The sequence below is a fragment of the Streptomyces sp. NPDC052020 genome (assembly GCF_040680575.1).
Lineage (GTDB): Bacteria > Actinomycetota > Actinomycetes > Streptomycetales > Streptomycetaceae > Streptomyces.
The window spans coordinates 195,922-219,008 of sequence record NZ_JBFAWY010000007.1 but is presented as its reverse complement, the minus strand read 5'-3'; the positions used below and the strand labels follow the sequence as shown (position 1 = coordinate 219,008).

The following is a 23,087-nucleotide window of genomic DNA, read 5'->3' as shown; positions in this document are numbered from 1 at the left end:
CTCGTTCTGTGCGGCCCGGAGGGGCGAGGGCGGGGTCGGGGACGCGCCGGGAGGGCGGCGCGGACGCGGGCGGGGCGTGGGCGCGACGCGGGTGGAGCCGTCGCGGCCGGCCGCGGGCAGGTGCGGGCCGGCCGCGACGGGGCGGGGGTGCCCGGTCCGGCGCGTCAGCCCTTGACGGCGCCGGTGAGCATGCCCTTCTTGAAGTGGCGCTGGACGAAGGGCGACAGCACCGCGACGGGCAGCAGGGCCATCACCATCACGGCCATCTGGATGGCGAGTGCCGAGATCTGCCCGGTGTTGATCTGGGCGGCCAGGCCGACCGGCCGCTCCTGCTTCTGCACGAGCTGGATCATGACGTTCTGCAACGGCATCATGTCCTGGTCGGTCAGGTAGATCGACGCGTTGAACCAGGCGCTCCAGTACCCGACGGCGTAGAACAGGGCGATGACGGCGAGCACGGCCCTGGACAGCGGCATCACGATCGTCCACAGGATGCGCCAGTCGCCGGCGCCGTCGATGCGGGCGCTGTCGATGAGTTCGGGCGAGATGCCCATGAAGAACGCCCGCAGGACGAGGATGTTGAAGACGCTCACCGCGCTCGGCAGGATGAGCGCCAGATAGGTGTCGGTCAGGCCGAGCGCCTGCACCAGCAGGTAGGTCGGGATCAGGCCCGCGCCGAAGAACATCGTCGCGAGCAGCGTCATCAGGATCCAGCGGTGGCCCAGCGAGCCGGAGCGGGACAGGCCGTAGGCGCACAGCACCGAGACCGCCATGCTGAACAGCGTGCCGACGAGGGTGACGCCGATGCTGACCAGGGCCGCGCGCTGCACCTGACCGCCGCTGAGCAGTTCCTGGTAGGCGATGAAGGTGATGTCCTTCGGGATCACCACCAGGCCGCCGGCCTCGTCGATGGTCTTCTTCGACGACAGGCTGGTGACGATGACGATCCACAGCGGGAACAGGATCGCGAAGCAGGCGAAGAAGAGCACGACGCCCTTGGCGGCGAGCCCGGCCTTGCGCGGCTCCTCCTCCCACACCGGGCGGGGCGGGGCGGCCCAGCGGCGCGGCTCGCGCGGCTCCCGCACCGGCGGTCGGTCGACGACGGCGGTCACTTCTTGTACACCCCCTGCTCGCCCATGAGGTGGGCGACCTTGTTCGCCACGAGGACGAGGGTCAGGCCGACGACGCCCTTGATCAGTCCGGCTGCGGCCGCGTAGCTGAAGTCCTGGTTGCGGATGCCGTTCCACCACACGTAGGTGTCCAGCACCTCGGAGGCGTCCGGCCCCACCGCGTCGCGCTGGAGCAGCAGCTGCTCGAAGCCGACGGTGAGGGCGTCGCCCACGCGCAGCACCAGCAGCAGGGCGATGACGGGCCGCAGCGCCGGCAGGGTGATGTGCCACATGCGGCGCCAGCGCCCGGCGCCGTCCATGGCGGCGGCCTCGTACAGGTCGTTGCTCACGGCGGACAGGGCGGCGAGGAAGACGATGATGCCCCAGCCGGCGTCCTTCCAGACCATCTCCAGCGTGACCAGGTACTTGAAGACGCCGGGGTCGGTCATGATGTCGAAGCCGCTGTACCCGTGGTCGCGCAGGGTCTGCGCGATGATGCCGGCACCGCCGAAGATCTGCTGGAAGACGGTGACCACCAGCACCCACGAGAAGAAGTGGGGCAGGTACATGATCGCCTGGGCGACCGCCCTGACCCGGGGCCTGATCAGGCTGTTGATGAGCAGCGCGAGCAGGATCGGCACCGGGAAGAAGAGCACCAGCTGGAGGAAGAACAGCACGAAGGTGTTCTGCACCGCGTGCCAGAACTCCGAGTCGGCGAAGACCCGCTCGAACTGCTCCAGGCCCACCCAGGGGCTCTCGAAGATGGCGACGAAGCCGTTCTCGCTGAGGTAGGGGTCGTAGTCCTGGAAGGCGACGACGTTGCCCAGGACCGGTACGTAGTTGAAGACGAGCAGCAGCAGGACCGCCGGCAGCGTCATCAGGATGAGCGTCCGGTCCCGCCGGAAGCGGATACGGAAGCCGACCTTCCCCTCCTTCCGCTTCCCCGCTCGCCGTCCGGTCCCGGAGCGCACGGCGCCGCCGGGCGGCGCCGCGGGCTCCCCGGATGTCTTCGCCTCGGCGCTGCCGCGAGGCACCGTGCTGTGGGACACGCCCTTCTCCTTGCTCCAGCCCCGGGTCAGCTCGCCGAGCCGTTGTCGTCGAGCAGCTTCTGGTACCAGCCGCGCAGGTCGTCGCCGCCCTGCTTCTTCCACTCGGAGACGGCCTGCTGCACGTCGGCGATCTTCTTGCGGCCGCGTACGACGTCGTCCTCCAGCTGCTCGAAGTCGTCGGCGAGGTTGGCCCAGCGGGTGGGCTCGGTGACGGTCAGGCCGTAGAAGGACGACTTCTTGGTGAAGGCGCCCATACGCTGCTGCCACTCGACCTGCTGCCGGGCGATCTCGGGCAGGTCCGGGTGGGCGATGTAGGCGGCCGGGTCGCCGGTGTAGTCGAAGGCGCCGTTGACCTCGTTGATGCCCTGGGGGGTCTTGGTGGGGACACCGTCCTTGACCGTGTAGTCGACGCCCTCCACGCCGAAGACCGTCAGCATGTACTCCTTGGTGCCGTACGGCGAGGCGCAGTAGTTGGCGACGGCGAGGAAGTCCCGGATCTGCTCCTTGGACGCCTTCTTGCTGACGAAGGTGAAGATGTTGGCGGGCTGCACCGCCCACAGCGTCGGATCGCCGCCGTCGTGGCCCCAGATGTCCATGGCCCCCATCTCGAAGTCCGCGTTCTGGGTGCGCTGCTCGGCGGTCTTGCCCCACAGGTCGGAGATGTTCTGGCTGTAGACCAGGACCTGGCCGGCGGTGAACCGGTTGCCCGCGTTGCCCTGGTTGCCGCCGGCCTTGGCGTCCGGGTGGACCACGTCGGCCGCGTACAGCTTGCGGGTCCACTCCAGGGCCTCGAGGTACTCGTCGGTCTCGACGCGGTTGACCAGCTTGCCGTCGACGAGGTTCCACCACAGCGCCTTGTCGCTGCCGGCGAGCACGCCGAAGACGGTGAAGGCGGTCCACTTCATGTCGTCGCAGGCCCACACCTTGGCCCGGGCGTTGGTGGCCTCCTTCGCCCAGGAGAGGAACTCGGCGGCCGAGGTCGGCAGCTCGTAGCCCTCCTTGTCGAAGATGTCCTTGCGGTACAGGGGCGCGATGTCGGTGACGTACGGCGCCGGCATGGGGATCGCCCGGAGCTGGCCGCCGAAGATGGAGCGCTGCCAGGCGTCGGTCGGGACGGCGGCGAGGTTCGGGTACTCCTTGACCTTGTCACCGGAGAGGAACTCGCCGAGGTCGGCGAACTTGGCGTTGATCGCGCTCGGGATCCTGCCGTTCAGGTTCCAGCCGGGGACGACCACCACGTCCGGGATGTCGCTGGAGGCGAGGACGGCGCCGAGCTTCTCGTCGTAGGTGTTGCCGTCCTGGTTCTGCCAGGTGACCTGGACGCCGATGGCCTCGTTCATGGCCCGGTAGTACGGGTTGCCGTTGGACGGCGGCGTGCCCCAGAACGGGGCCATGATCTTCAGCTTGCTCCCCTTGCCCAGCTTCTCGGGCACGGCGGTCTTGAGGTTCTTCAGGTCGATCGGCTTGACGAACCCGGCCGCGGAGCCGTTCTTCGCCGGGATGTCCGGCGCCACCACGTTCGACGCGACGTACGTCGGAAGGATCTTCTGGGCGTCCTTGCCCGACGTGGCCCCTTCCTTGCGGCCTTCCCCGCCACCGCCGCCGCACGCGGTGAGCAACGGCATTCCGCCCGCCACCGCCGCGGCGGCGACCGCGGTGGAGGCGAGGAACCTTCTCCGGCTGGGGGCGGCGGAGACGGGGGTGGCGTTCGGTGTCATTGCGTCAACCCTTCATGGCGCACCAGGACACCCGGCGGTGGAGCCGTCGGCTGCGGTGTCTCGAGTGGAACTGGCTGAGCTGAAGCGGTCCGCGAGGAGAGGTGCAGTCCCGTGGACCCTCGTAGTCGAAGCGCTTCGATGTTGCTGCGAGGTTAAGTGAACGCCCAAGGGTGCACAAGGGTCGCCCGCACAATTCGTCAAACGCCGACCGCGAGGCGGGGCGCGGCCAGATGGCTTGCAACATCGGGAAACAGGCGAGGTGTTACCTCGCGTTGTCTTGACACGAGCGCGGGGCCTCATGACCATCGAAGCGCTTCGAAAGCGCCGAGCCGCACCATCGCTAGGGGAACCCCACGTGTCCACACCCACGCCGCCCATGCCTCCCTTCCGGGATTCGCGACTGCCGTTCGGCAAGCGCATCGACGACCTGATGGCGCGGCTGACGCTCGAGGAGAAGACCGGGTTCCTGCACCAGTTCGCGCCCGCCGTCGAGCGGCTCGGCATCGCCGCCTTCCGCACCGGCCAGGAGGCCCTGCACGGCGTGGCCTGGATGGGCCCGGCGACGGTGTTCCCGCAGGCGGTCGGCCTCGGCGCCACCTGGAACGAGGAGCTGGTGCGGCGGGTCGGCGACGCGGTGTCCAAGGAGGTCCGCGCGATGCGCGCCCTGGACGACCGCGTGGGCCTCAACGTCTGGTCGCCCACCGTCAACCTGCTGCGCCACCCCCTGTGGGGCCGCAACGAGGAGGGCTACTCCGAGGACCCGAAGCTCACCTCCGCGATCGCCACCGCCTACACCCGCGGCCTGCGCGGCGACCACCCGGTGTACTGGCGCACGGCGCCGGTGCTCAAGCACTGGCTCGCCCACAACAACGAGACCGGCCGGGACACCTCGTCGTCCTCCGTCCGCCCGCGCGTGCTGCACGAGTACGACCTGCGCGCCTTCCGCGAGACGGTCGAGGCCGGCGCGGTGGCCGGCGTCATGCCCGCCTACAACCTGGTCAACGGCCGCCCCAACCACCTCTCCCCGTACCTGGGCGAGCACTTGCGCCGGTGGACCGAGGAGGACCTGCTGGTCTGCTCGGACGCGGGGGCGCCGTCCAACCTGGTCGACTCCGAGCACTACTTCGACACCCACGAGGAGGCCACCGCCGCCGCGCTGCGGGCCGGCGTCGACAGCTTCACCGACCACGGCACGGACTCCTCGAAGATCATCGCGCGCGTCCGCGGGGCCCTCGACCGGGGCCTGCTGACCGAGGCGGACATCGACGCGGCGGTGCGCCGCCAGCTGTCGGTCCGCTTCCGGCTCGGCGAGTTCGACGGCGACGGCGCCTACGACGAGGCGGGCGCCTTCGACACCCCGGAGCACCGCGCGCTCGCCCGGGAGGCCGCCGAGCAGGCGATCGTCCTGCTCAAGAACGACGGCCTGCTGCCGCTGGCCCCGGACACCCGGGTCGCCGTCGTCGGCCTGCTGGCCGACGAGTGCAAGCTCGACTGGTACAGCGGCACGCTCCTGCACCGCTCCACTCCCCTGGACGGCCTGTACGAGCGGTTCGGCGCCGAGCGGGTCGTCTTCGCGGAGGGCGTGGACCGCGTCCGGCTCAAGACCTCCGCCGGGACATACCTGCACGTGCCGGCGGCGGACGACGCCCCCGCCACCGCGCCCGGGGCCGAGGGCGCCCTGGACCCGGCGCTGCTCACCGGGCGCACCGACCTGCCCCCGCTCACCACCGGCGCCGAGGGCACCGAACTCGCCCTCGTCGACTGGGGCGAGGGCGTCCTGACCCTGCGCGCCCCCGACGGCCGCTACCTGTCGGTGGCCGACGACGGTTTCCTGCGCGCCTCGGCCGACCAGCCGGGCGGCTGGATCGTGCAGGAGACGTTCCGCCTGGAGCCCCACGGGGACGGTCACCTCCTCAGGCATCTCGGGACGGGCCGGCATGTCTGTGTGGCCGCCGACGGCGTGAAGGTTGCCGACGCGGACCCGGAGGTGTTCGAGCTGGTCGTCGCCGAGCGCGGCGAGGAGGCGGTGTCCCGGGCGGCCGCGGAGGCGGACGTCGTGGTGGTCGTGGCCGGCAACGACCCGCACATCAACGGCCGGGAGACCGAGGACCGGCCGACGCTGCGCCTGCCCGCCCACCAGGAGCGCCTGCTGCGCGCCGCCCGTGCCGCCAACCCCCGTACGGCGCTGGCGCTGGTGTCGTCCTACCCGTACGCCCTCGACCCGGCCGCGCTGCCGGCGGTGCTGTGGACGGCCCACGGCGGCCAGGCCGCGGGCACCGCCCTGGCGCGCGTGCTGGCCGGCGACGTCTCCCCCGCCGGGCGCCTGCCGCAGACCTGGTACGCCGACGACGCCGACCTGCCGGACCTGCTCGACTACGACGTGATCGGCGGCCGGCAGACGTACCTGTACTTCGAGGGCACGCCCCTGTTCCCGTTCGGGCACGGCCTGTCGTACACGTCGTTCTCCTACACGGACCTGCGCGGCCGCGCCGAGGACGGGGCGGTGCGCGTCTCGTTCACCGTCACCAACACCGGCGACGTCACCGCCGACGAGGTCGCCCAGCTCTACACGCGGGCCGCGGACCCGTCCGTGCCGCGCCCGCGCCGCGAGCTGGCGGCGCACCGCCGCGTCACCCTCGCGCCCGGCGAGTCCGCGGAGCTGTCCTTCACCGTCCCCCTGTCGTCGTTCGCGTTCTGGGACGTGGCGCACGGCCGGTGGCGGCGGGAACCGGGCCCGTACGAGCTGCTGGCCGGGGCCTCCAGCGAGGACATCCGGCTGCGGGAGACCCTCACGCTCGACGGGGAGCCCGCCGCGCCGCGCCCGGTCGCCGCACGCGGCCTGGAGGCGGCCTGCTTCGACGAGCACGGCGGCATCGCGATCGTGGACCGCGCCAAGGTGTCGGGTGACGCGGTGACCCCGGCCGCCGACGGCGGAACCGGCGAACTGCTCTACCGCCGCTGCGACTTCGGGACCGGTGTGACGCGGGTGACCGTCGAGGCGGCGGGCGAGGGCACCGTGGAGGTATCCCTCGACGGCGGCCCGGCCCGCGCGGTGCTCTCCGCCTCCCCCGGCACCCCGGCGGCGGGACCGTACGACTACACCGCCCTCGACGCCGGGTTCACCGCCGAGGGAGTGCACGACCTGCGGCTGACCCTGCGCGGCCGGGTGCGGCTGGCGCGCGTCGGCTTCTTGGCCTGAGGCGCCCGCCGGCCGGGTGGCCGCGCGGGGGCCTTCCTGGGACCGGCGTCCGGGAAAGGCCCCGTGAGAGACGGCAACGGCCCGAGCCCCCGCACAGTGGGCTCGGGCCGCCGGCCTCAGGGTGTGGTCGTCACAGCGCCAGGCCGGTGAGGACCAGGACCCGCTCGTAGGTGTAGTCGTCCATCGCGAACCGGACGCCCTCGCGGCCCACGCCGGACTGCTTGACGCCGCCGTACGGCATCTGGTCGGCGCGGTAGGACGGCACGTCGCCGATGACCACGCCGCCGACCTCCAGGGCGCGGTGGGCGCGGAAGGCGGTCTGCAGGTCGTGCGTGAAGATGCCCGCCTGGAGGCCGAACTTGGAGGAGTTGACGGCCTCGAACGCCTCGGTCTCGCCGTTCACCTTCTGCACCGTCAGGACCGGCCCGAAGACCTCCTCGCAGGCGATGGTGACGTCCGCGGGTACGTCGGCCAGAACGGTCGGCGCGTAGGTGGCGCCGTCGCGCCGGCCGCCGGTCAGCAGCGAGGCACCGGCCGCCACGGCCTCCGTGACCCAGGACTCGACGCGCTTGGCGGCGTCCTCGCTGACCAGCGGGCCGACGTCGGTCTTGTCGTCGTTCGGGTCGCCGGTGACCTGGGCCTCGACGGCGGCGACGACGCGCGGCAGCAGGCGGTCGTAGACGGAGGCGTCGGCGATCACGCGCTGCACGGAGATGCAGGACTGGCCGCCCTGGTAGTTGGAGAACGTCGCGATGCGGGTCGCGGCCCAGTCCAGGTCCTCGTCGCTCGCCCAGTCGCCCAGCACGACGGCCGCGCCGTTGCCGCCCAGCTCCAGCGTGCAGTGCTTGCGCGGCACCGAGTCCATGATCGCGTAGCCGACCTTGTCGGAACCGGTGAAGGAGATGACCGGCAGGCGCTCGTCCCGGACCAGCGCGGGCATGCGGTCGTTGGGGACGGTCAGGATGCTCCACGACCCGGCGGGCAGGTCGGTCTCGGCGAGCAGCTCGCCCAGGATCAGCCCGGACAGCGGGGTGGCCGGCGCCGGCTTGAGGATGATCGGCGCGCCGACGGCGATCGCGGGGGCGACCTTGTGGGCGCACAGGTTCAGCGGGAAGTTGAACGGCGCGATGCCGAGGACGACGCCCTTGGGGAAGCGGCGGGTCAGGGCGAGACGGCCCTGGCCGCCGGCGTCGGTGTCCAGGCGCTGCCCGTCGCCGCCGTTGTGGCGGCGGGCCTCCTCGGCCGCGAAGCGGAAGACGGACACCGCGCGGCCGACCTCGCCGCGCGCCCACTTGATCGGCTTGCCGTTCTCGGCGGAGATCAGCCGGGCGATCTCCTCGGTGCGCTCGGCCAGCCGCCGGCTGACGTGGTCCAGCGCGGCGGCGCGCACGTGGGCGGGGGTGGCGGCGAACTCGTCCCGTACCGCGTACGCGGCGGCCACGGCCTCCTCGACCTGCGCCTCGGTCGGCACGGCGGCCTTGCCGACCAGGTGGCCGTCCCACGGGGAGGTGACGTCGAAGGTGTCCTCGCCGGTGGCCTGGCGGCCGGCGAGCCAGAAGGCGTGGGTGGAAGTCATGTGCGAGTCCCGGCCCTTCCGCGTTGGGGGTGTGTGCTTGCTGGGTCCACGGTAGGGGCGGGGCGGCGGAGGGACGTTTGTCCGGGACGTAGTAGTAGGGGGCGGGGACACGCCGCTTTGGCGTACGCGGGGCCGGTGAGGCGGGCCGGTTCTGCCGGTGGCGTCCCGGGGGTGCCCCTCACTCCCGCGCGGGGGATGCCGTCGCCTGGGTCCCGGGGGGCGTCCTCCGACGGCGGACCCCGGCCGGTGCCGCCGGGGGTCTCATCACTCCGGCTAGCGGCAGGTCGCCTCCAGCGCCGGCTCGACCCCGCTCGGGGCGGGTCGCCTCCAGCGCCGGCTCGACCCCGCTCGGGGCGGGTCGCCTCCAGCGCCGGCTCAATCCCGCTCGGGCGAGGTCGCCTTCAGCGCCAGCCACAGCTCCATCCGTACGTCCGGGTCGTCCAGCGACCGGCCGAGGATCTCCTCCACCCGCCGCATCCGGTACCGCAGCGTGTGCCGGTGCACTCCGAGGTCGGCGGCGGCCGCGTCCCACTGGCCGTGCCGGGACAGCCAGGCGCGCAGCGAGGCGACCAGGTCGCCGCGCCCGGTCGCGTCGTGCTCGCGCAGGGCGCGCAGCAGCCCGTCGGCGAAGGCGCGCACCGCGTCGTCGGCGAGCAGCGGCAGCACCGAGCCGGCCGCGAGCTGCTCGTGCTCCACACAGACCCGGCCGCGCCGCCGGGCCACCGACAGCGCCTGCTCGGCCTGCCGGTAGGCGGCGGACGCGCCGCTGGGGCCGGACGGCGCCGACAGCCCGAGGACCAGCTCGCCGTCCTCGCCGCCCGCCGGCGACTCCGGCGTACCGGCCGTCCGCCCCGCCTCCAGCGCCACCGCGTACTCCGTGCAGGCGGTGACCGCCGCTCCCCCGTCGGCGGCCAGCACCACCAGCCGCTCCCCCTCCGGCACCACCAGCACCGCCTCGCCCGCGCGGGCCGCCGCCGACTCCACCGTCTCGGCGAGGGCACCGAGCGGGTCGCCGCCGCCGTCGGCGGGCGTCGCCGGCGGCGGGGAGGCGTGCGCCCGCGGGGCGCCGCCCGGCGCGGACTCAGCGACGATCATGCGGAAGGGGGCGTCCAGCAGGCCGCCGTACAGGTCCCCGGCGACCGTGCGCGCGTGGTCGGGCTCCCCGGCGAGCAGCATGCGCAGGACGGCGGCGCCGATGCGCAGTTCGGCCGCGTGCAGCGACCGCGAGCGTTCCGTGGTGAGCGTCAGCAGCGCGATGGCGGAGTGGACGGCGTACCGCTCGGCGGTGCCGAGGGCGGCGGCGGTGCCGACGGCGAGCGCGGCGCGGGGCCGGCGTCCGGTGCCGAGGGAGTGCAGCTCGACGCGGTCCTCGTTGCCGGGGCCGCCCACGACCGAGGAGGCGGGCGCGGGCCGCTCCCGCAGCCGCTGCACGTCCGCCGTGAGCCGCGCCGCCCGGCGGACGGCCCACTCCGGTGCCGTGGCCACGACCGAGCCGGAGGCGTCGTACAGCGCCGCCCAGCCGTCGACCTGCGCGGCGAGCGCGCCCAGCAGCCCCTCCGGCCCGTCCGTCAGCGCCTGCCGGGTCAGCTCGCGCTGCGCCGCGAAGCCCGCCGTGACCGCCCGGTACTGGTCGGCGGCGATCGCGGCGGACACCGCCTTGCTGATGGCGAGGAAGGGGGTGCGGCGCGGCACCTCCAGCAGCGGCAGCCCCTCCCGCTCGGCCGCCTCGACGAGGGCCGCGGGGATCTCCTCGTAGTTGACGCCGACGGCGAACCCGAGCCCGACCACCCCGGCGCCGACCAGCCGCCGCACGTACCGGCGCATCGCCTCCGGGTCCTCCGCGTCCAGCTTGAGCGCGGTGATCAGCAGCAGTTCCCCGCCCTCCATGTAGGGCACCGGGTCGGCGAGCTCGCTGACGTGCGCCCAGCGCACGGGCACGTCGAGGCGGTCCTCGCCCGCGCGCACGGTCAGCTTGAGCGCGGAGTGGTGGACGAGCGAGGCGAGGGTGGGGGGCATCGGGCCTTCAGGTCTGCGTCAGAGAGGTGTGATCATCACCGTGATCTTTTGGCCGTCGCGTATGAACGGCCTGTGTCGATTCTGCCTCACCGTACGGTCCTCGTGCCCGGCCGAGGGGCTCAGCCCCGCAGGTCCACCAGCAGCGGCGGCGCGTGCTCCCCCCGGACGGTGGTCAGCGACAGCACCGCGTGCCCCGGCGGCACGGCGTGCGCCAGCTCCGACGCCGACCAGCGCTCCCGCTCGACCTGCCGCACGGTCACCGCCCGCGCGGTCGGCGCCTTCCCGGTGATCACCCGGCGCAGCATGTGCGCCGCCTTGCCCGCGGGGGTCTCGGCGATGATCTGCCGGTCGGTGACGTCGCGGGCCTCGGTCCACTCCTTGCCCCAGACCTCGGCGAAGTCCTGCCCGTCCCACGGGGTGAGCCCGGACAGCGCCATCCGGCAGCCGGTGGCGCCGAGCAGCGGGCCGCGCAGCGGCCTGGGCACGTCGTCCAGGGTGCGCAGGGTCAGCACCACCCCGGCGCCGGCCGACCGCAGCCGCGCGATGCCCCGTACGGCCTCCGGGGTGACCACGCCGCTCGCGTCGTCCAGCACCAGGCAGGCGAAGAGCGACCGGTCCTCCCGTACCGCCACGCTCGCCGTGAACTGCGCCAGCACCAGCCGGGCCAGGATCCGGGAGGCGTCGGCGTGCCCGCGCTCGGGCAGGTCGATGCGCACCCGTACCGGATGGTCCAGCGCCTTGAGCGAGAACGGCCGCGACTGCCCGGAGGTGTCGAAGAAGGCGGCGAAGGCGGGCCGGTCCAGCAGCGCCACCCGGTCGGCCAGCACCCCGGCCACGTCGCCCGGGTGCGCCAGCTGGCGCTCGCGGGCGTCCAGCTCCCGCAGCAGCGACTCCTGCCCGGCGTCCTGGAGCGCCTCGCGCAGCGCGGCCAGCGGCCCGGGCGCCCCGTCGAGCAGCTGCCGCAGCTCCGGCACCGAGGGGAAACGGCCGTGGACCGCCCGGAACGGCCCGAGGAGCTGGGCGAGGACCGTGGTGGAGCGGCGGCTGTCACTGCCGGGGTGCGGGTCGGCGAGGTCCCCCGCCAGCGCCTCGGCGAGCACGGCCGCCGCCTCGTCGGGGTCGGTGGTCCCGCCGTACAGGTCGAGGTCGTACTCCGAATCCGGGTTTCCGATGCGGACGACGACGTCGTAGGCGTCGGCCGGGCCCAGCCCCGCGCCCGCCGCGCCGACCACGACGACCGCGGCGCGTCCGGCGAGCGCGTGCAGGCAGAGCGACTCGGCCAGCGGCCGGACGACGCTGCCCGTCTTGCCGGAGCCGGCCGGCCCGACGGCGAGGAGGGAGGTGCCGAGCAGCTCGGGGCCGAGGGCGAGGCCGGTGCCCCGGTAGGCGTACGGGTTGCGGGCGTCGTCGGCGGTGGTGCCGAGCCGCACCTGCCCGGTGACCAGGTCGTGCCGGGCCTGCCGGGCGGGCAGGTCGCGGGCGCCGGAGGGGTGCGGGCAGGCCGCGGCGCCCTCCTTCAGCACGGCGCCGGCGAAGGCGGCGAGGCTGTGCCGGCCGGTGCGCACTCCCTGCCAGGCACGGGTGATCCGGGCGTGGTCGACGTCCCGCATGAGCCCGGCGCGGGCGTCGGAGGCGAGCCGGTCGGCGGCGTCCACGGCACCGGCGGCGCGCAGCTGCGGCCACTCGGCGGGGTCCTCACCGGGGACGGACGGCGGCTCGCCGGCCGGGGGGGTCCGGCGCCGGGCGGGGGGGCCGTAGCGGTGCCAGACCTCGGGCCAGCGGCCCAGGCGGCCCACGAAGAACAGGATGACGAGGGCGATGACCGTGTAGTAGCCGTACCAGAGGACGGCGTTGCCGATGCGGTCGTTGTTCCTGCGCCAGGAGTCCGGGGTGAAGAGTTCCAGGGGCAGCACCCACCAGCCGCCGAGATAGCCGTTCCACAGCAGCGACCAGATCAGCCAGCCCACCAGGAAGGAGATCAGCGCCCCGCTGACCAGCTGCCGCCCCGGAACCCGCTCGGGCTCCTCGGCCGGCCGCGGCCGGTGGCCGAACCGCCAGATCCCGGGCGGCGCCTCGGGCCGGGGCGTGCGCAGCCAGGCCAGGAAGGCGGAGCCGTCCGGTACCGGTGGCTCCCCGGGTGCGCGCGCCGGCCGCGGCGGCGCCGTCGGCATGGCGGGCACCGCGGGCACCGCGGGCGGACCCGCCGGGCGCGGCACAGGATGCGCGTGCGTGCCCCGCGCGTCACGGTTCCCGTCGCTGTCCATCGCCCTTGCCCCCTGACCAGCCCTGTGCGTCCACCGTTCGTGACCCATCAGCGAGTCAATCTAACGCCCCCGTCCGGGTAGTTCACCGCTTACACGGCCGGAGCCGCCCGGACGCACCAGCGGGCCCCGGGTCCGCCGTCCCGTCCGGTACCGGACGTCGCTATGTCCACCGCGGACAACCGGGCCGCCGGACAACGCCCACATGGAGCATGCCCACCCCCCTGTCCCCGTCCTAGCCTGCGAGAAAAGAAGGAATGTGTCCGTAACACCCCCAGGAGCCCCGCATGACCGCACTTCCGCAGGAGCGCCGCGTCGCCACCGCCATCCCCGGCCCGAAGTCGCAGGAGCTGCAGGCTCGCCGTACCGCCGCGGTCGCGCAGGGCGTGGGCTCCACGCTGCCGGTCTTCGTCACCCGCGCGGGCGGCGGCATCATCGAGGACGTCGACGGCAACCGTCTGATCGACTTCGGCTCCGGCATCGCCGTGACCTCCGTCGGCGCCTCCGCCGAGGCGGTCGTGCGCAGGGCCTCCGCGCAGCTCGCCGACTTCACCCACACCTGTTTCATGGTCACGCCGTACGAGGGGTACGTCGCCGTCGCCGAGGCGCTGGCCGAGCTGACTCCGGGCGACCACGCCAAGAAGTCCGCCCTGTTCAACAGCGGCGCCGAGGCGGTCGAGAACGCCGTCAAGATCGCCCGTGCCTACACCAAGCGCCAGGCGGTCGTCGTCTTCGACCACGGCTACCACGGCCGCACCAACCTGACCATGGCGCTGACGGCGAAGAACATGCCGTACAAGCACGGCTTCGGCCCGTTCGCCCCCGAGGTCTACCGCGTCCCGGTCGCCTACGCCTACCGCTGGCCGACCGGTCCGGACAACTGCGGCCCCGAGGCCGCCCGGCAGGCCATCGAGCAGATCAGCAAGCAGGTCGGCGCCGAGAACGTGGCCGCGATCATCATCGAGCCGGTGCTCGGCGAGGGCGGCTTCATCGAGCCGGCCAAGGGCTTCCTGCCCGCGGTCCGCCAGTTCGCCGCGGACAACGGCATCGTCTTCGTCGCGGACGAGATCCAGTCCGGCTTCTGCCGCACCGGCCAGTGGTTCGCCTGCGAGGACGAGGGCATCGTCCCGGACCTGATCACCACGGCCAAGGGCATCGCGGGCGGTCTGCCGCTCGCCGCCGTCACCGGCCGCGCCGAGATCATGGACGCCGCCCACGCCGGCGGCCTCGGCGGCACCTACGGCGGCAACCCGGTGGCCTGCGCCGGCGCGCTCGGTGCGATCGAGACCATGAAGGAGCTCGACCTCAACGCCAAGGCCAAGAGGATCGAGGAGATCATGAAGGGCCGCCTCGCGGCCATGGCCGAGAAGTTCGAGGTCATCGGCGACGTCCGTGGCCGGGGTGCCATGATCGCCATCGAGCTGGTCAAGGACCGCGCCACCAAGGAGCCGAACCCGGAGGCGACCGCCGCGCTGGCCAAGGCGTGCCACGCCGAGGGCCTGCTGGTGCTGACCTGCGGCACCTACGGCAACGTGCTGCGCTTCCTGCCGCCGCTGGTCATCGGCGAGGACCTGCTGAACGAGGGTCTCGACATCATCGAGCAGGCGTTCGCGGGCGTCTGATCCCGCCCTCCCTCCGCCCCGCCTCCCTTCACCCGCCCCCGTCCGCCGCCGGAGAGGCGTCCGCGCGCATCTGAGCGGGGACGCCGCACGTCTGGCGGGGCGAGCGGCAGAGGGTGTGAAGAAGGTGTGGGAGGTGGATGGCAGGACGCCGATCGCCCTGTCCTGCGCCCGCCCCCTGTCGTAGGTTCTACGCAGATGAGAGATACACCCCGCCCACGGGAGACCGTGGGCGACACCAGACCGGGGCCTCCCCAGCTTCGATCTGGTCGTGCCCTCGCGCACACAACCGGAGTCTCCAACTCTGGATCTCCTCACCGATCGGACGGCCGCCCGCCCCAGACCCCCCGGGGCGTGCGGCGTTCCGGTCCGGTCGGCCGCCCCGGAACTACCCCCCCTGTTCCGAGGCGGCCGACCGCTCCCCTTCTCCTTCTCCTCGCGCTCGGACTGCCCGGACTCCTGTTCGCGCTGATCACCTGGCAGGTCGTCGCCGACGGCCCGCTGGTGCGCGCCGACGAGCGCCTCAGCGCGGCGCTGGCCCGGCCCGACCGGCTCTCCGAACTCCTCTCCGACCTCGGCAACGTCCAGGTGGCCCTGCCCGTCCTCGCCGTCGCGCTGGCCCGCGCCGCGTGGCGCGGCCGGGCCGCGGCCGCCGGCCGGTGGTGGCTGCCGCCCGCCGCCGGCGCCCTGGCGATGGCGATGGTGCCGCTGCTGGTCGCCCCCTTGAAGGCGTGGACCGCCCGCCCCGGCACCCCCGTCGTGCCGCCGGCCGTCGGCTACTTCCCCTCCGGTCACACCACCACCGCCGTCGTCGCCTACGGCGGGGCCGTGCTGCTCCTGCTGCCGTGGCTCCGCTCGGCCCTCGCGCGCCGCGCCCTGCTCGCGGCCGGTGCCGTCCTCGTCCTCGGCGTCTCGTTCGGGCTGGTGCGCCGGGGTTACCACTGGCCGCTGGACGTGGTGGCCGGATGGTGCCTGGGCACGGTGCTGCTCGTCTGCCTGCGGTCGGCCGTCCGCGCCGGCGGCCGGCGCCGGCCGCGGCCGGCGGATCCCTCTCGGTAGCCGCCTGCCTCGGTCCTCGCGGGTACCCGCCCGGCCCCGCCCCGGCCGCACGGACGGCAGGGCCGCTCAGCTGTCGAAGCCGAGTCCCAGCCGGTCCATCGTCCGCAGCCACAGGTTGCGCCGGCCGTCGCGGGCGTCGGCTCGGGCCAGCGACCATGTGGTCAGCGCGATGCCGGCCCAGGCGAAGGGCTCCGGCGGGAACGGCACCGGCTTTGTGCGGACCATCTCCAGCTCGGTGCGTTCGGTGCGCTCCCCCGCCAGCAGGTCCAGCATCACCTCGGCGCCGAACCGGGTGGCGCCCACTCCCAGGCCCGTGTATCCGGCGGCGTAGGCGACCTTTCCCCGGTGGGCGGTGCCGAAGAACGCCGAGAAGCGGGAGCAGGTGTCGATGGCACCGCCCCACGCGTGGGTGAAGCGCACCCCCTCCAGCTGCGGGAAGCAGGTGAAGAAGTGTCCGGCCAGCTTGGCGTAGGTCTCGGGGCGGTCGTCGTACTCGGCGCGCACCCGGCCGCCGTAGGGGTAGACGGCGTCGTAGCCGCCCCACAGGATGCGGTGGTCGGCGGTCAGGCGGAAATAGTGGAACCGGTTGGCGCTGTCGCCCAGGCCCTGGCGGTTGCGCCAGCCGATCGAGGCGAGCCGGCCGGGGGTGAGCGGCTCGGTCATCAGGGCGTAGTCGTAGACCGGGACGGTGTAGGCGCGGACCCGCTTGACCAGGCTGGGGAAGACGTTGGTGCCGAGGGCGACCCGGCGGGCGCGGACGCCGCCGTAAGGGGTGCGGACGGACATGCCGGCGCCGCGGGGCCGCAGCGTCAGGGCGGGGGTGTGCTCGTAGACGCGGACGCCGAGGCGGAGACAGGCCCGCTTCAGGCCCCAGGCCAGCTTCGCGGGGTGCAGCATGGCCACGCCCCGGCGGTCGTACAGGCCCGCCCGGAAGGTCGGGGAGTTCACCTCTTCGCGCACCGCTTCGGCGTCCAGGTACTCGATGCCGTCGGCCAGGTTCCGGCGGGTGAGCTCCTCGTGGAACTCCTTCAGCTCCCGGGCCTGGTAGGGCTCGGTGGCCACGTCGATCTCGCCGGTGCGCTCGAAGTCGCAGTCGAGGCGGTGGCGGGCGACCGCGCGCTCGATCGCGTCGAGGTTGCGGGCGCCCAGCTCCTGGAGCCTGTGGATCTCGTCCGGCCAGCGGGTGAGGCCGTTGGACAGACCGTGGGTGAGGGAAGCGGCGCAGAAGCCGCCGTTGCGGCCCGAGGCGGCCCAGCCCGCCTCGCGGCCCTCCAGCAGCACCACGTCCCGGCCCGGGTCGCGCTCCTTGGCGATCAGCGCGGTCCACAGGCCGCTGTAGCCGCCGCCGACGACCAGCAGGTCGCAGGTCTCGGCGCCGGTGAGGGCGGGCTCGGGGCGGGGCTTGCCGGGGTCGTCCAGCCAGTAGGGGACCGGCTGGGCTTCGGACAGGGATGTCGTCCAGTGACGGGTACGGCGGCTCATGGCGCTCGGGGCCATGATCTCAACTCCCTACGCGTGCGAAACGCCTGCCGGCGGCATCACGCCCGGCGGCGGTTCCGGCGGTTGGCGACGGCCGTGGAGGCCAGGACGAGCAGGACGGCGACGACGAACACGGCCGTACCGATGACATTGATCTGCACGGGCGTGCCGCGCTGGGCCGAGCCCCACACGAACATGGGGAAGGTGACGGCCGAGCCCGCGTTGAAATTGGTGATGACGAAGTCGTCGAAGGAGAGCGCGAAGGCGAGCAGCGCGCCCGCCGCGATACCGGGGGCGGCGATCGGCAGGGTGACCCTGAGGAAGGTCTGGAACGGGCCGGCGTACAGATCCTGTGCCGCCTGTTCCAGCCGGGGGTCCATCGACATCACGCGCGCCTTGACGGCGGTGACGACGAAGCTCAGGCAGAACATGATGTGGGCGATCAGGATGGTCCAGAAGCCGAGCCGGGCGCCCAGGTTGAGGAACAGGGTGAGCAGCGAGGCCGCCATCACCACCTCGGGCATCGCCATCGGCAGGAAGAGGAGCGAGCTGATCGCGCCCCGCGCGCGGAACCGGTAGCGGACCAGCGCGAAGGCGGTCATCGTGCCGAGGACCGTGGCGCCCAGCGTCGCCCAGAAGGCGATCTGGAGGCTGAGGGACAGCGAGCCGCACAGGCCGGCGACACCGCACGGGTCTTTCCAGGCGTCCGTGGAGAAGTGCTGCCACTCGTAATTGAAACGGCCCTTCGGCTGGTTGAAGGAGAACACCGTGACGATGGCGTTGGGCAGGAGGAGGTAGACGAGCGTCAGCAGTCCGGCGAGGACGACCAGATTGCGCCTGAGCCAGGTGAGGAAGGCCATTTACACCAGCTCCTCCGTGCCGGACCTGCGGATGTAGACCGTGACCAGGACGAGGATCGCGGCCATCAGGATGAAGGAGAGCGCCGCCGCCGTGGGGTAGTCCAGGACGCGCAGGAACTGGGTCTGGATGACGTTGCCGGCCATGCGGGTGTCGGTGGAGCCGAGCAGGTCGGCGTTGACGTAGTCGCCGGTGGCCGGGATGAAGGTCAGCAGCGTGCCGGAGACGACGCCCGGCATCGACAGCGGGAAGGTGACCGTGCGGAAGGTGGTGAAGGGCCGGGCGTACAGGTCGCCGGACGCCTCGTGCAGGCGCGGGTCGATCCGCTCCAGGGAGGTGTACAGCGGAAGGATCATGAACGGCAGGAAGTTGTACGTCAGGCCGCACACCACCGCCAGCGGCGTGGCCAGGACGCGGTCGCCGGCCGTCCAGCCAAGCCGGCCGGTGACGTCCAGGACGTGCAGCGCGTCGAGGGCGCCGACCAGCGGGCCACCGTCGGCGAGGATCGTCTTCCAGGCCAGGGTGCGGATCAGGAAGCTGGTGAAGAACGGCGCGATCACCAGGATCATGATCAGGCTGCGCCAGCGGCCCGCGCGGAACGCGATCAGGTAGGCGAGCGGGTAGCCGAGCAGCAGGCACAGCACGGTCGCGGCGGCGGCGTAGGTCACCGAGCGCAGGAACTGCGGCCAGTACGCGGCCAGGGCGTCCCCGTAGGTGGCGAAGTGCCAGGTGACCTCGTAGCCCTGTTCGAGTGAGCCGGTCTGCACGGAGGTGGACGCCTGGTAGATCATCGGCAGCGCGAAGAAGACGACCAGCCACAGGATGCCGGGCAGCAGCAGCCAGTACGGCGTGAGGCGGCGCCGCTTGCGCGGCGGGGTGCGCTCCGGCGCGGCCGGGCCGAGCGGCGGTGGCGCCTCGGTGAGCGTGGTCGTCATCGGGCGGCCTCTTCCGCGCCGGCCCCGGCGTCCTGGGCGGCGTCCAGGCCGAAGGTGTGCGCCGGGCTCCAGTGCGCGACGACCTCGGCGCCGGGCACCAGGCGGGCGTCGCGGTCGACGTTCTGGGCGTAGACGGAGAAGCGCGGGCAGGCGGGGCTGTCGACGACGTACTGCGTGGCGACGCCGGTGAAGCTCACCTCGGCGATGGTGCCGGTGAGGCGGTTGCGGCCCTCGGGGACCGCGCCGGCGTCGTCGGCGTGCGTCAGGGAGATCTTCTCCGGGCGGACGCCGGCCAGCACCTTGCCGCCCGCCGTCGCGGGGGCGCCGCACCGGACGCGGGGCAGGACCAGCCGGCCACCGCGCGCGTGGAGGACGAGGTCGTCGCCGCCGCGGGAACCGATCTCGGCCTCGATGAAGTTGGAGGTGCCGAGGAAGTTGGCGACGAAGGTGGTGCGCGGGTTCTCGTACAGGTCGGCGGGCGCGCCGAGCTGCTCGACCCGTCCCGCGTTCATCACGGCGACCGTGTCGGCCATCGTCATGGCCTCCTCCTGGTCGTGCGTGACGTGTACGAAGGTGATGCCGACCTCGGTCTGGATGCGTTTGAGCTCCAGCTGCATCCGGCGGCGCAGCTTCAGGTCGAGGGCGCCGAGCGGCTCGTCCAGCAGCAGCACCCTGGGGTGGTTGATCAGGGCGCGGGCGACCGCGACACGCTGCTGCTGGCCGCCGGAGAGCTGGTGGGGCTTCTTGCGGGCCTGCTCACCGAGCTGCACCAGGCCGAGCATCTCCTCGACCGGCTTCTTCACGCTTCTGATGCCGCGGCGGCGCAGGCCGAAGGCGACGTTCTCGAAGATGTCCAGGTGCGGGAAGAGGGCGTACGACTGGAAGACGGTGTTCACCGGCCGCTTGTAGGGCGGCAGGTGGGTCACGTCCTGGTCGCCCAGCGCCACGGTGCCCGTGGTGGGCTCCTCCAGGCCGGCGATCATGCGCAAGGTGGTGGTCTTGCCGCAGCCGGAGGCGCCGAGCAGGGCGAAGAAGGAGCCCTGCGGCACGGTCAGGTCGAGCGGGTGCACGGCGGTGAAGGAGCCGTAGGTCTTGCTGATGCCGGACAGGCGGACGTCGCCGCCGGCCTCCTGCACGGCCGGGGCCGTGTGCGTCGTCTTCATCGTCGTCACGCCCCGGTGAGTTTCGCGAACTTCGTTTCGCAGGCCGTCTCTTCCGCCGGGCTGAGCGAGCGGAAGGCACGGGACTTGGCCTGCATGGCCTTGTCGGGGAGGATCAGCGGGTTGTCCGCCGCGTCCGCGTCGATCTTCGCGAGTTCTTCCCTCACTCCGTCGACCGGGCAGACGTAGTTGATGTACGCGGCGAGTTCGGCGGCGGCCTCGGGCTCGTAGTAGTAGTCGATGAGCCGTTCGGCGTTCGTCTTGTGCCGGGCCCTGCTGGGGATCAGCAGGTTGTCGCTGGAGGTGATGTAACCGCTGTCGGGGACGAGGAAGCCGATGTCCGGGTTGTCCGCCTTCAGCTGGACCACGTCGCCGGCCCAGGCCAGGCAGGCGGCGAAGTCGCCCTTGCTGAGGTCGGAGGTGTAGTCGTTGCCGGTGAAGCGGCGGATCTGCCCCTGGTCGACGGCGCGTTGCAGCCGGGCGATGGCCGCGTCGTAGTCGTCGTCGGTGAAGCGGCCCGGGTCCTTGCCCATGTCGAGCAGGGTCATGCCGACGGTGTCGCGCATCTCCGTCAGCAGGCCCACGCGCCCTTTCAGCCGGGCGTTGTCGAGCAGGTCGGACACCGACGTCACCTCGACGCCGTCCAGCGCCTTCTCGTTGTAGGCGATGACCGTGGAGATGCCCTGCCAGGGGTAGGAGTAGGCGCGGCCCGGGTCCCAGTCGGGCTCGCGGAACTGGGGCGAGAGGTTGGCGAAGGCGTGCGGCAGGTTGGCCGGGTCCAGCTTCTGCGCCCAGCCCAGGCGGATCAGGCGGGCGGCCAGCCAGTCGGTGACGACGATGAGGTCACGGCCGGTGTCCTGGCCCGCGGCGAGCTGCGGCTTGATCTTGCCGAAGAACTCGTTGTTGTCGTTGATGTCCTCGGTGTACGCGACCGCGATGCCGGTGCGCCGGGTGAACGCCTCCAGCGTCGGGTGGCGTCTGCCGCTGTCGTCGACGTCCATGTACTCGGTCCAGTTGGAGAAGGCGAGCTGCTTCTCCTTCGCCGAGTGGTCCTCCGCCGGGACGCCGCCCCCGGTCTTGCCGGCCGGGGGGATGCCGCAGGCGCTCAGCGTTCCGAGTCCGCCCGCCGCGAGCACGCCGCCGGCACCGGACCGCAGCAGCGAGCGGCGGGGCGGGCCGGTCCGCCCGGTGGCAAGGCCGCGCCGCACGGCGGCCGCCTGGGCCGGGGAGAGACGGCCGGGGTCGTACTGCTCCATGCGCGTGACGCCCTTTCGGGTGGGGCCGGCCGTGGCCGGCGGCCTGGCGAGATGGCTATCGGTCCCCGAAGACGGTGCGGTGCCAGTCCTTGGCGACGGCCGCCGTGTTGTCGAACATGACGTGCTTGAGCTGCGTGTACTCCTCGAAGGAGTAGACGGACATGTCCTTGCCGAAGCCGGACGCCTGGTAGCCGCCGTGCGGCATCTCGCTGATGATCGGGATGTGGTCGTTGATCCACACGCAGCCCGCCCTGAACTCGCGGGTGGCGCGGCCCGCCCGGTACACGTCCCGGGTCCAGGCGGAGGCGGCGAGCCCGTACGGCGTATCGTTGGCGAGCCGGATGCCCTCGTCGTCGCTGTCGAAGGGCAGCACGACGAGCACCGGCCCGAAGATCTCCGACTGTACGGCCTCGCTGTCCTGGGGGGCGCCGGTGATCAGGGTGGGCCGGTAGTAGGCGCCGTTCGTCAGCTCGCCCCGCGGGGCCTCGCCGCCGGTGACCACGCGCGCGTAGGAGCGCGCCCGGTCGACGACGGCGGCGACGCGGTCGCGCTGGACGTGCGAGACCAGCGGGCCGAGGTCGGTGCCGGGGGCGAAGGGGTCGCCGAGGCGGACGGTCTCCATGAGGGCGGCCGTCCGCCGCACGAACGCCTCGTACAGGGGCCGCTGGACATACGCGCGCGTGGCGGCCGTGCAGTCCTGGCCGCTGTTGATCAGCGCGCCCGCGACCGCGCCGTGGACGGCGGCGTCGAGGTCGGCGTCGTCGAAGACGACGAACGGCGCCTTGCCGCCGAGCTCCAGGTGGAGGCGCTTGACGGTGGCGGTGGCGATCTCGGCGACCCGCTGGCCGACGGCGGTGGAACCGGTGAACGAGGTCATCGCCACGTCCGGGTGGCCGACGAGGTGCTCGCCGGCCTCCTTCCCGGTGCCGGTGACGATGTTGACCACGCCGTCGGGGATCCCGGCCTCGGTCGCCGCCCGGGCGAACAGCAGGGAGGTCAGCGGGGTGATCTCGGCGGGCTTGAGCACGATGGTGTTGCCCGCGGCGATCGCCGGGAGGATCTTCCAGGCGGCCATCTGGAGCGGGTAGTTCCAGGGCGCCACGGAGCCCACCACACCGATCGGCTCGCGGCGGACGTAGGAGGTGTGGTCGCCGGAGTACTCGCCCGCCGACTGCCCCTGGAGGTGGCGGGCGGCACCGGCGAAGAAGGCGGTGTTGTCGACCGTGCCCGGTACGTCGAACTCGCGGGTCAGCTTCAGCGGTTTGCCGCACTGGAGGGACTCGGCGCGGGCGAACTCCTCGGCGCGCTCGGCGAGTACGGCGGCGAAGCGGTGCAGCGCCTCGGACCGCTCGCCCGGGGTGGCGCCCGCCCAGCCGGGGAAGGCCGCCCGCGCGGCGGCGACGGCCGCGTCGACGTCGTCGGGGCCCGCCAGCCGGTAGGTGAGGACGCTAGCGCCGGTCGCCGGGTCGACGACCGTGTGCGTCCGGCCGGACGTCCCCTCGGTCAGGCGTCCCGCGATGTACTGCGCTCCCTCGGCGAAGTGCTCCTGAACCGGGAACCGGTCCGGGGTGTCGTTGCCCGGGTTGTGCATGTGGCTCTCCTCGGTGTGCCCGTCAGGCGGCCCTCGAAAGGGCGCCTCCCGTGGGGCGCCGGCGTGGCTCAGGCTCGATGTGAGTGCCGATCCTGACAGAGCACTGGAACGCCAACAAGTGATTCCGTTGTTGCCTTTTGGTTACGCGACGGAATCTGTCGACCGGGTGTCGAGTCGCGGCGGAAAAGGGCGGACGCAGTGT

At 72.9% G+C, this 23,087-nt stretch carries 15 protein-coding genes; 3 read left to right on the top strand and 12 right to left on the bottom strand.

What is annotated here, in order from left to right:
- Window positions 1-164: 164 nt before the first annotated feature.
- The 3 genes from AB0L74_RS09800 to AB0L74_RS09790 are packed head-to-tail and all read right to left on the bottom strand — an operon-like array spanning window position 165 to window position 3,876.
- Complete coding sequence (locus AB0L74_RS09800; RefSeq protein ID WP_365647995.1) at window positions 165-1,112, bottom strand: carbohydrate ABC transporter permease; 948 nt, start codon at window positions 1,110-1,112, stop codon at window positions 165-167.
- Window positions 1,109-2,158 (bottom strand): ABC transporter permease subunit, encoded by a 1,050-nt coding sequence (locus AB0L74_RS09795; RefSeq protein ID WP_365647992.1) that lies wholly within the window; start codon window positions 2,156-2,158, stop codon window positions 1,109-1,111. Before AB0L74_RS09795 ends, AB0L74_RS09800 begins: the two co-directional genes overlap by 4 nt.
- Before the next feature lie 26 nt (window positions 2,159-2,184).
- Window positions 2,185-3,876 carry an extracellular solute-binding protein gene (locus AB0L74_RS09790; RefSeq protein WP_365647989.1) on the bottom strand — a complete coding sequence of 564 codons (1,692 nt, stop codon included), beginning with the start codon at window positions 3,874-3,876 and terminating at the stop codon, window positions 2,185-2,187.
- 355 nt (window positions 3,877-4,231) lie between these two features.
- Here AB0L74_RS09790 and AB0L74_RS09785 point away from each other — a divergent pair, with 355 nt between their 5' ends.
- The gene (locus tag AB0L74_RS09785) at window positions 4,232-7,075 is read left to right on the top strand and encodes a glycoside hydrolase family 3 C-terminal domain-containing protein (RefSeq protein WP_365647987.1); all 2,844 of its coding nucleotides are present in this window, start codon (window positions 4,232-4,234) and stop codon (window positions 7,073-7,075) included.
- A 130-nt stretch (window positions 7,076-7,205) separates the two neighbouring features.
- On the opposite strand, the gene AB0L74_RS09780 is transcribed toward AB0L74_RS09785, so the two are convergent.
- From AB0L74_RS09780 to AB0L74_RS09770, 3 genes are all read right to left on the bottom strand, one after another.
- Window positions 7,206-8,651, bottom strand: a complete 1,446-nt coding sequence (locus AB0L74_RS09780; protein WP_365647984.1) for an aldehyde dehydrogenase family protein — start codon at window positions 8,649-8,651, stop codon at window positions 7,206-7,208.
- Between the two features lie 375 nt (window positions 8,652-9,026).
- Complete coding sequence (locus AB0L74_RS09775; RefSeq protein ID WP_365647981.1) at window positions 9,027-10,667, bottom strand: PucR family transcriptional regulator; 1,641 nt, start codon at window positions 10,665-10,667, stop codon at window positions 9,027-9,029.
- 119 nt (window positions 10,668-10,786) lie between these two features.
- Window positions 10,787-12,931, bottom strand: coding sequence for an ATP-binding protein (locus tag AB0L74_RS09770; protein ID WP_365647978.1), 2,145 nt, complete (start codon window positions 12,929-12,931; stop codon window positions 10,787-10,789).
- A gap of 284 nt (window positions 12,932-13,215) precedes the next feature.
- Here AB0L74_RS09770 and gabT point away from each other — a divergent pair, with 284 nt between their 5' ends.
- Window positions 13,216-14,550, top strand: coding sequence for a 4-aminobutyrate--2-oxoglutarate transaminase (gene gabT / locus AB0L74_RS09765; RefSeq protein ID WP_365647975.1), 1,335 nt, complete (start codon window positions 13,216-13,218; stop codon window positions 14,548-14,550).
- A 225-nt stretch (window positions 14,551-14,775) separates the two neighbouring features.
- On the top strand, window positions 14,776-15,606 hold the full coding sequence (locus tag AB0L74_RS09760; RefSeq protein WP_365647972.1) for a phosphatase PAP2 family protein: 831 nt from the start codon (window positions 14,776-14,778) through the stop codon (window positions 15,604-15,606).
- 66 nt (window positions 15,607-15,672) lie between these two features.
- Here the strand turns inward: AB0L74_RS09760 and AB0L74_RS09755 are convergent, their stop codons facing one another.
- From AB0L74_RS09755 to AB0L74_RS09730, 6 genes are read right to left on the bottom strand one after another with little or no spacing between them, the layout of a single operon-like run.
- Complete coding sequence (locus AB0L74_RS09755; RefSeq protein ID WP_365647969.1) at window positions 15,673-17,103, bottom strand: FAD-dependent oxidoreductase; 1,431 nt, start codon at window positions 17,101-17,103, stop codon at window positions 15,673-15,675.
- 41 nt (window positions 17,104-17,144) lie between these two features.
- A complete protein-coding gene (locus AB0L74_RS09750) occupies window positions 17,145-17,945 on the bottom strand; it encodes an ABC transporter permease (protein ID WP_365647966.1) in 801 nt (266 codons plus the stop codon).
- Complete coding sequence (locus AB0L74_RS09745; RefSeq protein WP_365647963.1) at window positions 17,946-18,878, bottom strand: ABC transporter permease; 933 nt, start codon at window positions 18,876-18,878, stop codon at window positions 17,946-17,948.
- A complete protein-coding gene (locus AB0L74_RS09740) occupies window positions 18,875-20,041 on the bottom strand; it encodes an ABC transporter ATP-binding protein (RefSeq protein WP_365648187.1) in 1,167 nt (388 codons plus the stop codon). The genes AB0L74_RS09745 and AB0L74_RS09740 overlap by 4 nt, the downstream gene beginning before the upstream one ends.
- A 5-nt stretch (window positions 20,042-20,046) precedes the next feature.
- Entirely contained in the window at window positions 20,047-21,294 is a 1,248-nt protein-coding gene (locus AB0L74_RS09735) for a spermidine/putrescine ABC transporter substrate-binding protein (RefSeq protein ID WP_365647961.1), read from the bottom strand.
- Window positions 21,295-21,349: 55 nt separating this feature from the next.
- Complete coding sequence (locus AB0L74_RS09730; RefSeq protein ID WP_365647958.1) at window positions 21,350-22,885, bottom strand: gamma-aminobutyraldehyde dehydrogenase; 1,536 nt, start codon at window positions 22,883-22,885, stop codon at window positions 21,350-21,352.
- Between the last annotated feature and the right edge of the window lie 202 nt (window positions 22,886-23,087).